Origin of the sequence: Paenibacillus sp. AN1007, from assembly GCF_040702995.1 — a bacterium.
Lineage (GTDB): Bacteria > Bacillota > Bacilli > Paenibacillales > Paenibacillaceae > Paenibacillus.
In genome coordinates this window covers 90,618-105,926 of sequence record NZ_CP159992.1, presented here as the reverse complement: position 1 = coordinate 105,926, position 15,309 = coordinate 90,618, and the positions used below count along the sequence as shown (strand labels likewise).

At 53.2% G+C, this 15,309-nt stretch carries 1 protein-coding gene; it reads right to left on the bottom strand.

What is annotated here, in order from left to right:
- Positions 1 to 61 precede the first annotated feature (61 nt).
- The gene (locus tag ABXS70_RS00545) at positions 62 to 15,100 is read right to left on the bottom strand and encodes an amino acid adenylation domain-containing protein (protein WP_366293167.1); all 15,039 of its coding nucleotides are present in this window, start codon (positions 15,098 to 15,100) and stop codon (positions 62 to 64) included.
- Between the last annotated feature and the right edge of the window lie 209 nt (positions 15,101 to 15,309).

The following is a 15,309-nucleotide window of genomic DNA, read 5'->3' as shown; positions in this document are numbered from 1 at the left end:
GTTCATTGTCTTCGTTCCGATGTGCACCGTTTACGTTGGCAGCAGCAGTACGCTTGTAAAATTAGAATGCGAATTCAATCTTATCGACGGCATTCTTTGTGCCTGCTGACGGTTTATGACATTCGATCCGGCTCAGCGCGAGTTGTGGATTCTCCGCAATTTGAGACAGTACTCGCAAATAATCCTCGCTCAGGGCACGGACCCTCGCTTCTTTGAACAGCTTGGCAGCGTAGAAGAAACCTCCACTCAGCGCTCCGTTGTTTTCATACATAAACAGCGCGAGATCGAACTTCGCCTCTTCTATTTGGTCAAGCTCGTAATTCTTCAGACTGACCCCTTCCAATTCTGCATCTCGTTCTTCGATATTTTGTAAATCGAAAAGGGCATCAAACAGCGGAAAACGGCCTGGCTCCCGTTTCACATTCAAACGCTCCACGAGCTCTTCGAAAGGGTAATCCTGATTCTCGAAAGCCCCCAAAGCCATTTCTTTCACTTCTTTCAGGTAGGACAAGAACGTTTTTTCACCAGACGGATAATTACGAATGGCCAGTGTATTGACAAACATCCCAACAATCGGTTCCAAATCTGCGTTTGTTCTTCCTGCCACCGGGGTGCCCACGATCAAATCTTCCTGCCCGCTGTATTTGGACAGCAGCACCGTATAAGCCGCAAGCAGTACCATAAACAGCGTGCATTCATGTTCGGATGCCAAATCACGCAGCCGCGCAGAGAGTGAAGCTTCAACATCGAAATCCAGATGCGCACCTTCGTAGCTGCGAACCGCAGACCGTTCGTAGTCCATTGGCAGTTCACCCGTCGGAAGTTCGCCTTCGAAGGTCTGCAGCCAGTAGGCTTCCTGCTTCGCAATCCGTTCCCGTTGAGCCTTCGACTGCTGCCAAACTGCATAATCCTTGTATTGAATGCGCAGTGGCAGCAGTTCTTCCCCGGCGTAAAAACGTGAGAACTCATCCATCACAATGGCCATGGACATGCCGTCGGACACCATATGGTGCATGTCGAAAAGGAGAATATGCAGGTCTTGCTCCAGTTCGATGACCCCGGCGCGCAGCAGAGGCGGCTTGCCTAGTTCAAACGGACGGATGAAGGTACGAACAATCTGCTCGATTTGAGCTGCATCATCTTTATTCGCTTGATGATGCTCAACAGCAAAATCGACCTGGGAGTAAATCCGCTGAACGGCCTCACCCTTCACGAGTTCAAAACCGGTGCGCAGCGATTCATGCCGTACTATCAATTTCTGCAGGGCAGCTTCTACCCGATCCAGATCAAGCTTGCCTTCCAGCTGCACCAGTTCCGGCATGTTGTAAAGCTGATCCGCTCCATCCAGCGTATGCTGAATGAACAGCCTTTTCTGCGCAGAGGACAGAGGATAGTACTCCATTTCTTCCGCTGGAGGAATCGTTTCATGCTCCTGCCGTTCCATCCTGCCGATCGCCTCAGCCATTGCTGCGATTGTGGAGTGACGGAATACGTCGCGCAGCGCCAAGTTGATGTTTAACTTTTTAAATATCTTGCCTGCCAGCGTCGTCGCCCTCAAAGAATGCCCGCCGATGTCGAAGAAATTATCGTGAATGCCGATCGGCCTTGTAAGCCCCAGTACCTCCTGCCAAATGACCGCCAGCTTCGTTTCCAGTTCATTGCGCGGTGCGGCGTACTCTGTCCCGCTCCCCGCTTCTCCTTCCGGCGCTGGCAGCGCCTTCCGGTCAACCTTTCCGTTTGGCGTCAGAGGCAGCTGCGCCAGCTCCACGAAGTAAGACGGAATCATATAGCCCGGCAGCTCCTGTGCCAGCGTGCTGCGCAGCTCATTCACCGCCAGCGCTGCGCCGGTATCCGGTGCATAATACGCACACAGTGCCTTCTGCCCGTTCGCATCATTTCGAACCAGTACCACCGCTTCGCGTACGCCCTCCACCTGCAGCAGCTGCGATTCAACCTCACCCGTTTCAATCCGGTACCCCCGGATTTTGGCCTGGTTGTCGATCCGGCCGATGAAGTCCACATTTCCGTCTTCCATCCACCGCGCCAAGTCTCCCGTGCGGTACAGCCGTTCACCCGGGACAAACGGGCTGTCCACAAACTTCTCTTCCGTCAGCTCCGGACGATTCAAGTACCCGCGCGAGACCCCAACTCCGCCGATGACTAACTCGCCCAGCACCCCGACCGGCACCGGATTCAGATGGGCATCCACAATGTAGAACTTCGCGTTCAGCCACGCTCTGCCAATCGGAACGCTGCCTGTCTGCGGCAGCTTCGTCAGCGGCTCATCGTAGAAGCTCGAATCAATGGCGGCTTCCGTCACACCGTAGGCATTAATGATGCGAAGCGATGAGCCGAAGCGTTCCTGCAGCGTCCGGTAATCCGCCACACTGCAGCTGTCCGAGCTCGTAATCAGCAGCTCCATTTCGCTGATATCCAGCCCCTGCTCGTACACGTATTCCATAAACGGTACGATCAGCGCCGGTGTGGATTCAAAGATAGTGATTCTCTCCCGCTCCATCCAGTCATGCAGCCGAGACGGATCGATGCGGTCGTCTTTCGGCACAATCACCATCGTGCCTCCGTTGTACAGCGTGCGCGCGATATCGCCCACGAACACGTCAAACGAGAAGCTCGCCAGCTGCAGCAGCCGCACCGGGAATTGATCTAACCGGTATTCCCGCCGGTAGCCTGCCGCGGTGTTGACCAGACTGCGGTGCTCGATCATGACCCCTTTCGGCCTGCCCGTCGTTCCTGACGTGTAGATCACATACGCCAGATCCTCGGGACGGGCTTCATGGAAATCACCCGGGTCAGCAGCATTCGGATGACGTCTATTCTCACCGTCGTTTACACTCCCCGTCAGCTTGCCAGAGACCACAGCCGAGTCCAAGCTGGAACCCATGCTCGAACCTAGGACACCACTGATCGGTGCATTTGCTCGTTCATCGCTGTATGATGCTTCGTCGTCGAGATACAGCACCGCTGCCAAGGCCAGTTCCTCTTCGTCCAGCCACGCTTCGGCACGCTCTCGCAGTGCCGTTTGTGTCAGGAGCAGCTTCGCTCCGCTGTCTTCGAGCATGAACCGCACGCGGTCTGCCGGATAATCCGGGTCAAGCGGCACATAGGCCCCGCCTGCCTTCCACACCCCCAGTACAGCCACCAGCAGGTCCACCGAACGCTCGGCAAGAATGCCAACGATGGACTCCCGGCCAATGCCGCCTGCACGCAGCGTACTCGCCAAACGATTTGCCCGCTCGTTCAGCGCTGCATAGGTCATTCGGTCATTCTCATACACAACAGCCGTCGCTTCCGGCGTGCGCTTCGCCTGTTCCTCGAACAGCCGATGGAATGCAGCCGCAGGAGCCGCTTCCGGCTGGGACGGGTTAAACCCGCCCAGAATTTGGTCCTTTTCCTCATTCGTTAACCAATCCAGCTCGGCAATCTTTGTATCAGGTTGGCTTGCGACTGTTATGAGCAGCTGCTCGTAATGTTTAGCCAGCCTTTCGACCGTTTCCCTTTTGTAGAGAGCTGTCGCATATTCGAAGCTGTAATCCAAGCCGCCGTTCTCTTCCCCTACATCCAGGCTGATATCAAACTTCGCGGTATCCAACTGACTCGGATAAGGAATCAGGCGCAGGCCTTCCAACTCAAATTCCTCATTTTCCGTATTCTGCATCGTAAACAGGGTGTCAAAGAGCGGATTGCGGCTCAAATCACGGGTAACCTGCACTCTCTCTACCAACGCTTCAAACGGATAGTTTTGATGTTCGAAGGCTTGGAGTGTCGTTTCTTTCACTTCCTGAAGGTAAGACAGGAATGTCTTGTCCGCAGCCGGATAACTGCGGATCGCCAGTGTATTTAAGAAAATACCGATTAACGGCTGTACATCGCCATGGTTCCTTCCCGCAATCGGTGTACCGACGATCACGTCTTCCTGACCCGAATATTTGTGCAAAAGCACGTTATACGCCGCAAGCAGCACCATAAATAATGTTGTCCCCGTTTCCGAGGCCAACCGCTTCAGGCGCTCAGTTTCTGGAGCGTCGAGGAAAAATTCCAGCGTTTGGCCTTCGTAACACTGCACGGCCGGACGTGGATAGTCGGTTGGCATTTCCAGCACCGGAAGCTCCCCTTGGAACATGTCCAGCCAATACAGCTCCTGACGCTGCAGCTTCTCCTTCTGTGCCTGTGACTGCTGCCAAACCGCATAGTCTTTGTACTGAATACGCAGTGGCTCCAACTGCTCACCGCCGTACAAGCGGATAAATTCTTCAACAAAGATTTCCATCGAGACGCCGTCGGAAATAATGTGATGCATATCGTACATTAGAATGTGGCGTTCCGGAGCAAGTTCCACAAGGCCGACTCTCAGCAGCGGAGGCTTTGCCAAGTCAAACGGACGGACGAAACGTCGAACCACCTCTTCGGCATCCTGCTCTTTCGCTTGGTACAGCTCCACGGCAAAATTAACGTCCTGATATAACCGCTGTGATGCTTCCCCATCCACCATTTCGAATCCGGTGCGCAGCACTTCATGCCTTGCCACGAGCTTGCGGAAAGCTTCTTCAAACCTCGCCCGGTCCAAAGCACCCTCCAGCACCATCGCTTCCGGCATGTTGTAGGTAAGTTCCGTACCTTCCAATTGATTAAGGATAAAGAGACGCTTTTGAGCATAAGATTGCGGGTACACCTCTCGCTCATCTGCAGCCGGAATCGCAGTGAATGTCTGTTCATCCAACCGGGAAATGGCAGCTGCCATGCTCTCGATCATGGAATAGCGGAACACATCGCGCAGCGGCAGATCGACGTTCAGCTCTTTATGAATTTTGCTAACCAGCGTTGTCGCCCGTAAAGAATGCCCGCCGATGTCGAAGAAATTATCGTGAACGCCGATCGGCCTTGTAAGCCCCAGTACCTCCTGCCAAATGACCACCAGCTTCGTTTCCAGTTCATTGCGCGGTGCGGCGTACTCTGTCCCGCTCCCCGCTTCTCCTTCCGGCGCTGGCAGCACCTTCCGGTCAACCTTTCCGTTCGGTGTCAAAGGCAGCTGCGCCAGTTCCACGAAGTAGGACGGAATCATATAGCCCGGCAGCTCCTGTGCCAGCGTGCTGCGCAGCTCATTCACCGCCAGCGCTGCGCCGGTATCCGGTGCATAATACGCACACAGCGCCTTCTGCCCGTTCGCGTCATTTCGAACCAGCACCACCGCTTCGCGTACGCCCTTCACCTGCAGCAGCTGCGATTCAACCTCACCCGTTTCAATCCGGTGCCCCCGGATTTTGGCCTGGTTGTCGATCCGGCCGATGAAGTCCACATTTCCGTCTTCCATCCACCGCGCCAAATCTCCCGTGCGGTACAACCGTTCACCCGGGACAAACGGGCTGTCCACAAACTTCTCTTCCGTCAGCTCCGGACGATTCAAGTACCCACGCGAGACCCCAACTCCGCCGATGACTAACTCGCCCAGCACCCCGACCGGCACCGGATTCAGATGGGCATCCACAATGTAAAACTTCGCGTTCAGCCACGCCCTGCCAATCGGAACGCTGCCTGTCTGCGGCAGCTTCGTCAGCGGCTCATCGTAGAAGCTCGAATCAATGGCCGCTTCCGTCACACCGTAGGCGTTGATGATGCGAAGCGATGAGCCGAAGCGTTCCTGCAGCGTCCGGTAATCCGCCACACTGCAGCTGTCCGAGCTCGTAATCAGCAGCTCCATTCCGCTGATATCCAGCCCCTGCTCGTACACGTATTCCATAAACGGTACGATCAGCGCCGGTGTGGATTCAAAGATAGTGATGTTCTCCCGCTCGATCCAGCCATGCAGCCGAGACGGATCGATGCGGTCGTCCTTCGGCACAATCACCATCGTGCCTCCGTTGTACAGCGTGCGCGCGATATCGCCTACGAACACGTCAAACGAGAAGCTGGCCAGCTGCAGCAGCCGCACCGGGAATTGATCTAATCGGTATTCCCGCCGGTAGCCTGCCGCGGTGTTGACCAGGCTGCGGTGCTCGATCATGACCCCTTTCGGCCTGCCCGTCGTTCCCGACGTGTAGATCACATACGCCAGATCTTCGGGACGGGCTTCATGGAAATCACCTATGTCAACAGCATTTGCAGCATGATGCCTATCCTCACCGTCGTTTACAACCCCCGTCAGCTTGCCAGAGACTACAGCGGAGTCCAAGCTGGAACCCATGCTCGAACCTTGGACAACGTCGGTCGGTGCATCTGCCCGTTCATCGCTGTACGATGCTTCGTCGTCGAGATACAGCACCGCTGCCAAGGCCAGTTCCTCTTCGCCCAGCCACGCTTCGGCACGCTCTCGCAGTGCCGTTTGTGTCAGCAGCACTTTCGCTCCGCTGTCTTCGAGCATGAACCGCACGCGGTCTGCCGGATAATCCGGGTCAAGCGGCACATAGGCCCCGCCTGCCTTCCACACCCCCAGCACAGCCACCAGCAGGTCCACCGAACGCTCGGCAAGAATGCCAACGATGGACTCCCGGCCAATGCCGCCTGCACGCAGCGTACTCGCCAAACGGTTTGCCCGCTCGTTCAGCGCTGCATAGGTCATTCGGTCATTCTCATACACAACAGCCGTCGCTTCCGGTGTGCGCTTCGCCTGTTCCTCGAACAGCCGATGGAATGCAGCCGCAGGAGCCGCTTCCGGCTGTGCGGGATTGAATGTGCACAGAATTTGGTCCTTTTCCTCATTCGTTAACCAATCCATGTCAGCAATCTTTGCATCTGGACGGCTTACAACCGCCGTAAGTAATTGTCCAAAGTGCGTCGACAATCGCCGAATCGTGCTCTCTTTATAGAGAGCCGTTGCGAATTCAAAGCTGCACTCCAAACCGCCGTTTTCTTCCGCAACATCCACACTCAGATCGAACTTGGCCGAGCCGTATTCACTAGGGTACGGCGACAATTTCAGCCCTTCCAGCTCTACTTCTTTATCCTCAAGGTTCTGCAGCGAGAACATCGTGTCAAAAAGCGGATTACGGCTCAGATCCCGGCTGATCTGCACTTTATCGACGAGTTCTTCGAACGGATAATTTTGGTGCTCGTAAGCACCCAAGGTTGTTTCTTTCACTTCTTCCAGATAGGACAGGAACGTTTTCTCCGAAGCCGGATAATTGCGAAGCGCCAGTGTGTTGACGAACATTCCTATTAACGGCTGCGTGTCTCCATGTGTTCTGCCTGCAATCGATGTTCCGACAATCAGATCGTCCTGGCCTGTGTATTTATGCAAAAGCACGGTATAGGCCGCAAGCAGCACCATATACAGCGTCGTTCCGCTTTGAGCGGCTAACCGCTTCAAGCCTTCGTTCGTTTCCTCGTCCACAAAAGACGTCAATGTTTGCCCTTCAAAGCTCTGCACAGCAGGACGCGGGTAATCCGTAGGCATTTCTAAAACCGGCAGCTCTCCCTGGTAACGGTCAAGCCAGTATGCTTCTTCGCGTTTCAACTGTACTTTTTGCGCATCCGATTGCTGCCATACCGCATAGTCCTTGTATTGAATGCGCAATGGCTCCAATGACTCGCCTTCATACAGACGAACGAGTTCACCGACGAATACGTCCATCGAAACCCCGTCAGAGATGATATGATGCATGTCAAACATCAGCAAATAACGTTCGGCTGCCAGCTCTACGAGCTCTGCCCGCAGCAGTGGCGGCTTCGCCAAATCGAAAGGCCGGATGAAATCCTGTATGATTTCTGGCGCTTTTTCCTCACTCACATGACGGTACTGGACATTAAATTCGACATTTTCGTAAATACGCTGTATGGTTTCGCCCTGCAAGACCTCAAAACCGGTTCGCAGCGTTTCATGCCGTGCGATCAATTCACGGAAAGCTTTCTCCAGCAGACTCCGGTCCATTGATCCCTCCAGCAGCAGCACCCCCGGCATGTTGTAGCTTTGATCGGCTCCTTCGAGCTGATTTAGGATAAACAGCCGCTTCTGCGCTGAGGAAAGCGGATAATATGCTCTAGATTCTGCGAGTGGAATAGATGAGAACACCCGCTCTTCAATTCGGGAGATAGCCAGGGCCATCTCTTCCAGTCTCGAGTAGCGGAATACATCACGCAGAGGCAGCTCAACGTTCAGTTCCTGATGCACCCTGCTCACCAGTGTTGTTGCTCGCAGGGAATGTCCGCCTAGGTCGAAAAAGTCGTCATAAACACCGATATGTTCTAGTCCAAGCACACTTTTCCAAATCCCTGCCAAGCTGGCTTCCAGCGGAGTCCGGGGCGGCGTATGTTCTTCGCCCGGCTGCAGGCTCTCTTCCGGCAGCGGAAGGGAGCTGCGGTCGACCTTGCCGTTCGTTGTGAGAGGCAGACGTTCCAACTGGATCAAGTATCCCGGGATCATATAGGCAGGAAGTTCCTGGGAAAGTATGTTTTTCAACTCGGACGTCGAAATCTCAAAGTCTGCCTCGTAATAAGCACAGAGCTGCTTCTCACCGGAGTTGTTTTCCCTCGCCAATACTGTCGCCTTCCGGATCCCCTCCACTTTCTGAAGCTGCGCTTCGATCTCGCCCAGCTCAATCCGGAAACCGCGGATTTTCACTTGGTCATCTGTCCGTCCTACGTATTCGATCGTGCCATCAGACAGCCATTTAGCCAAATCTCCCGTCCGGTACATGCGCTCACCAGATACAAACGGATTGTCCACAAACTTCTCCGCCGTCAGCTCCGGTCGGTTATTGTAGCCCTGTACCAGACCTTCCCCGCCGATGCACAGCTCCCCAGCCACGCCGACCGGAAGAAGCTTATTCCGGCTGTCGACGATATAGACTGTTGTATTACTGATTGGCCGTCCGATCGGTACCGTAACCGCTGACTCATCCACGAAGTCAACCGGAAGATACGTGGTATAAACGGTGCTTTCCGATGGTCCATATAAATGGTTAAGCCTGCCTGGTCCGATATGGGCGAGTGCTTTACGCACATGACCGACCGACACACGTTCCCCTCCGAATAAAATGGCCCGGACGTCCCGCAGACAGTCGACATTCACATCGACAAGAACATTGAAAAAAGCTGTCGTAATCAGCATGACCGAGATTTGTTCGTGTTGGATGAGATCAGCCAGCTGCCCGATTTCCAGCACAGTCTCGCGGGGAACCAGTACCAGCCGAGCCCCGTTGGTCAAAGCACCGAAAATATCGAAAATTGCTCCGTCAAACGAGTAGCTTGACAGCTGGAGGACATGATCCCGCTCCGTGATTTCGATATAATTTGTATTTCGCACGATCCGCACAATGCTGCGGTGTGAAACCAGGTTTCCTTTCGGCCTGCCTGTCGTACCTGACGTATAGATGATGCAGGCCAGATCTGTCGCTGCGGTGCCCGGAATCAGATTTGTGCCGTCCTCGTGATAGAAGGACTCATTATCCAGTAAAATCACAGACTCCGAGCCAGCCAGCCGCTTACACAGGCGGCTTTGAATCAGCAGAACTTGTGCCCCCGAATCCTCGAGCAAGAAACGAATTCGCTCCTCAGGATAATCCGGGTCAATCGGTACGTATGCTGCTCCGGCTTTGTGTGCTGCCAGCATGCCTACCACCATTTCAATAGAACGTTCAGCCATAATAGCGACAAGACTGCCTTTGGATATTCCGCTGCAGCGCAGAGTACGGGCAAGACGATTGACTCGTTCGTTCAGCTCGTGGTAAGTCAGCTCCTGCCCATTCAAGGAAATGGCCGCTGCATCCGGGATACGCCCCGCCTGTTCTTCGAACAATTGAATGAGCGTCTTTCCTCGCGGAAATTCCGTCATTGTGTCGTTAAAGCGTTCAAGCAGATCAACTTTTTCTGCCTCTGTCACAAGTTCAAGCTCACCCACAGTAATCTCCGGGTTAGCCGTCACCTGCTCCAGCAGATGCACGAGATGCCCCTTAAGCCGCTCAATGCTGTCTTTATCAAACACTTCGGCATTAAAGTCAAACCGAATTTCGATCTCGTCTCCCGGCGCCACGGTCACATTGAAGTTATAGTTTGTCTGCTCCTCCATCTGAACGTCAGCAATTGTCAGGTCGCCGTGCTGCTGGTCTCCCGCCTTCTCCATCTGCTCGTCCACCGGATAGTTCTCAAAGGCAATGATATGATTGATCAAATTCTGTTTCTGCACGCTGCGAGCTTGAATTTCGTACAGCGGGTAATACTCATAACGTCCGGACTCCAGCGCTCGCTCTTGCATTTTCGTCATCAAATCGGCGAACAAGGTGTCCGCTTCGCTCGAGACACGGACAGGTACTGTATTGATGAACAGACCGATCATGGACTCGACACCCGGAATTTCAGCCGGTCTTCCTGCCACCACGCTGCCGAATACGGCATCGTTTGTTCCGTTATATTTTTGCAGCAGTACACCCCATGCTGCCTGCAGCAGCGTATTGACCGTAATCTGGTGCCCTCTCGCCACCCGATCCATCCGCCGGCTAAGCTCCCTGCCCAGCTCGGCCGTAACATGATCAGCCGTAAATTTGTCATTGAGCACAGCTTCCTTTTGTCCTGGCAGTACGGTTTGTCCTTCATAACCTGTCAGGAATTCCGTCCAATAAGCGGCTGCGGCCTGTTCGTCCTGCTTCTCCAGCCATTCGATATAGGCGTCATAATCCGCCCCGTTATCTTCCGCTAACGGTTTGCCGGATGCTAGATTCGAGTACGTCTCAAAAAGCTCCTGCGTCAGCTGTGCCAGACACCAGCCGTCCATCAGAATATGCTGGAAGCTCCACAGCACATGATAACTTTCATCTTCGGTACGCAGGATTGTAAAGCGAACAAGTGGATCATGTTCCATGTCGAACCCGCGGAGCTTGTCATCCTCGGCTTTTTTATTCAAATACGCTTGTTTCTCATCCAGCCGCAGATCAAGAAGCTCTTCATATTGAAATCCGACCGGCTTGTTCCGGTATATCACTTGCAGCGGCTCTCCCGCTGGTCCTTTGACAAAATTCGCCCGCAGTACCCGATGTCGTTTTGCCAGCTCCATCCAACTTCTCTCGAAAAGCTGGACATCAAGTGCCCCGCGCATCGTGAACCGAGTCTGCTCGAAGTAAGCGGCGTTTTGCCGATCAAGCGAGCTGTGGAACCACATGCCTTTCTGCATCGGCGTAAGTGAATAAATATTTTCTATTTCACCTCGATGTCCTGAATGCAGGGTGAGCTGCTCCAGCTCTGCAATAGTCAGACCTTTGAACTGCAAGTCACTTGGCGTCAATTCGGTCTTTTCTTTTCCTGCACAGTGGGCTATGAGCTCTCGAAGACTCTGCTCAAAGTACTGAGCAAAAGTCTCTATTGTCTCTTTACGATACTGCTTCAGGCTGTAGCTGAGATCGAGAGATAAAACGCCGTCCAGCACCATACCGTTAATATCCAGCACAAAGCTGCGGGCCTGACGGTCACTGGTCGGGCTGCCGCTGGAATAAGGAGATATGCTGATCTCGTCCTGATTGACATCATCGTCGAACTGGCCGAGATAGTTAAAATTGATTTCCGGCTCTGCCCCCCAGACAAAATGATCCTCCGATTTGGAGAGATAGCGGCAGACACCATATCCAAGCCCTTTATTCGGAATACGGCGCAGGCTTTCCTTGACCTGTTTGATCTGATAGGCGGTATCTCGGTCGGGTTCAGTCTCCAGGACGACTGGAAACTTCGTTGTAAACCAGCCAACGGTGCGTGTGATGTCGATATCTGTTCCGATTGATTCACGTCCGTGCCCCTCGAGATTAATTCGCACCCGTTCGTGTCCCGACCACTTTCGAATGGCGATGCCGAGCGCCGTTACCAAAATATCATTCATTTCGGTGTTATAGGCTCGGTGAACCCGCTTCAGCAGCAGTTCAGTTTCTTCTGGGGTCAAATGCACAAACAGCGATTCGCTGTCCTGCTGCGTCGTAACGTGCACTTCCATATCCTTCGGCACGGTCGGAACTTCAATTTGTTCCACGGCCTGCCAATAGGTTCGTTCCTTTGTCATCTCCGGGCTGTTTGCATAAGCCGCCAGCTGCTCGGACCACGTACGGTATGCATCCGTTTTCGCCGGGAAACGAATTTCCTTACTTTGCCCAGCCTGCTCGTAACCCAGAGCGAAATCCTCCATTAAAATACGCCAGGACACGCCGTCCACCACAGCATGATGAACCGCAAGCAGCAAGTGATCGCCGTCCATGCATCGGAACAATCCCGCCTTAACGAGGGGGCCGTTCTCTAAATCGATACCAGCTTGAATATTTGCTGCTTTCTCTTCCACAGCCTGCGAAGTGTTGTCCGCATCCTGTAAGTCAAATACGTCCAGCGTGAACAGCTCGCCTTCCTGAACTGCGCGGTTCCGCACGATAAATCCCTGTTCGGTCTTGCAGAACACCATCCGCAAGGCATCATGATGCTCGGCCAGCTTCTGCAGCACTTGGCACACAGTCTCTTCGCTGAAACGTTCCTTCCGGTACAGCATCACTGATTGGTTGAAATGATGCTGATCCGCGAAGGCGCTCTCGAAAAACCAATGCTGAATAGGCGTCAGCACCGTTTCACCCGTTATTTCCCCTTGATCAATCGTACGCCCAATCGGCTTCACATGCAGGCTGAGCTGCGAGATCGTCGGATATTTAAACAAATCCCGGATTTCCAGCTTGTAACCGGCTTGATGAAGCCGTGAGGAAACCTGAATGGACTTGATCGAGTCTCCACCCAGCTCGAAAAAATGATCCGTTATTCCAACACGATCGGTGTTCAATACCGCCTGCCAGACATCAGCAAGCGTCTGCTCAGCTTCATTGCGCGGAGCTGCGTACTCACCGCCGGTAAGCGCGATGCCTTCGGGATCGGGCAATGCCTTGCGATCAATTTTATCGTTTGGTGTAAGCGGCATCTGCGGAAGCTGAACAAAATGTGCCGGAATCATATAATTCGGCATTTTTTTTGCCAACGTTCTTCTCAACTCGTCAAGCGTAAGCGCGTCGCCCGCGACCAGGTATGCGCACAGTTCTTGCCCGCTTTTACCATCCCTCGCAATGACGATTGTTTCCTGCACGGAGTCAATCTTTAGAAGTTGCTCCTCAATCTCGCCAATTTCGATCCGAAATCCACGGATTTTCACTTGATGGTCGATTCGGCCCATGTACTCAATATTTCCGTCCGGCAGCCAGCGTGCGAGGTCTCCTGTCCGGTAAAGACGTTCTCCCGGCTCAAACGGATGTTCCACGAACTTTTCCGCTGTCAGCTCCGGAAGGTTCAGGTAACCTCTCGCAAGGCCAACACCTGCCACACACAGCTCGCCTTCCACTCCCCGAGGGACAAGCTGGAGGTGAGTATCTAGAATAAAAATCTGGTGATTGGCCAGCGGGCGGCCGATCGGAATGATCCTGCGCTCTGGCTGCTCCTCATCAGCATCCCAAAGCGTTGTGACGATAGAAGCTTCGGTGGGTCCGTAAGCATTAAAATAGTGGACCTTCGATTTCCACTGCTGTACGAATTCGGCCGATACTGCCGATCCGCCCGTTATGAGCTTCGTTAAGCTGGGGAGGCTGTCCGGATTCAAATAAGCACTGTACGTCGGAGGCAAAATAGCTGCCGTAATTGCATGTTCGTTCATATAATTCTCGAACAGGCGGTTGTCTAGAATCGTCTCTGCCGTCGGGATATATAGTGCTGCACCAAAATAAAGAGCTTTGAACACTTCCCAGCAGGACGCATCAAACGATAAACTGGCAAATTGAACGATGCGATCATGTTCCGTGATGCCCAGCTTCTCCGCAAACATCAGCTTCAAGCTGACCAAACCCCGATGCTCCAGCATGACCCCTTTGGGATTGCCTGTCGTACCTGACGTATAGATGACGTATGCCAAATCATTTGGACCACTGGCTGGCTCCAGATTAGTCCCATCATCGCTGTACGCCTGCTCATCATCCAGCGCCAATACCGTTCCTTCAAAAGGCACCCGCTGCTTCAGCTCTTTTTGAGTCAGCAGCAGCTGCGCGTTGGAGTTCTCCAGAATATAGCGGATGCGTTCTTCCGGGTATTCCGGATCAATAGGCACATAGGCACCACCGGCTTTCAGTACTGCCAGCATGCCGACGACGGTTTCCAGCGATCTCCTGACCATTAAACCTACCAGTTGATTGGACTGCACACCGAGGAATCGCAGCGTGCGTGCCAGTCGGTTTGCCCTTTCATTCAACTCCGCGTACGAAAGCCGCTGTCCCTCAAATACAACCGCCGTCGCTTCGGGCACCCGTCCTGCCTGCTCCTCCACTAGTTGATGAATCGTCTGATCACGAGGATAGTCCTTCTTTGTATCGTTAAATCTCTGCAGCAGTTGAAATTTCTCGTCCTCCGACAGCATGTCCACCCGCAGGATGTCCATCTCCAGCTCTCGAAGCCCCACGGCCAGCAGACGATTCAGATGGCCTACAACTCGAGTCATCAACTCGGAATCATATAAAAGCTCGTTATATGAAAGGAATAGCTGTATCTTCCCTTCCACTAAGCTGAATTGAAAGGAACAATCCGCGACAACATTTTGCAAGGTCTCATCCAGATGCAGCTCCCTAAGGGAAACCAGCGTATGCACAACAGGTATCCCATCTGCATACTGCAGGTCCAGCTTTTCCGTCATTTTCAAGAATGGAATATGCTGATGCTGGATCGCTTCTGGTAAAGAAGTTCTCAGCTTGCTTAGAACTGTTTTAAATGTCGTACCTTCCAAAAGCGAGTTTTTCAAAATAACTGTATGATTAACGGAGCGCCGTGTCTCCGCCTGTTTCCGCACAATAGGCATGCCGACCAGAATTTCAGAAGCACCCGTATATTTATGTAGAAGCACTTGAACACCAGCAAGCAAAATCATGAAAGCAGCCAGCGGAGTCCCCCTGCTCATTTGATAGATACGCTGGGCCACTTCCTCCGAAAGCGAACCGCTGACGGTTGTCATAACGGGCGCCAAAGAATTTGGAGTTTTGCTGTAAGGCATCCGTGTCAAGGTATACTCTTCGCCATCAAATTTATCGTTCCAAAACAACGTTTCTTTTTCAAAAGCCACCTGGATCGTTCCCCTCTCTTCATCGGTAAAATCCATCCGGCGGAGCATTATGCCGCAGCAGAGCTCGCCTCTTTCTAAACATGGGACAACAGTGTCAGTAGATTTTACGAGTTAACCGCTGTGTTTACCCGGTTAAATATATACAGCAATAACTTTGCCTGACGGCTTTCCCCTTCAGCTCTCATACATAGAACAAAACAAAGATATCATTTCAAGCAAGAGATACAGCAGCTTCCGGCTCTTCTTCTTTCAGTAAG

Bases quoted from the DNA above. Each gene is read 5' to 3' on its own strand.
- ABXS70_RS00545 (WP_366293167.1), bottom strand. From the start codon at position 15,100: ATGCTCCGCCGGATGGATTTTACCGATGAAGAGAGGGGAACGATCCAG.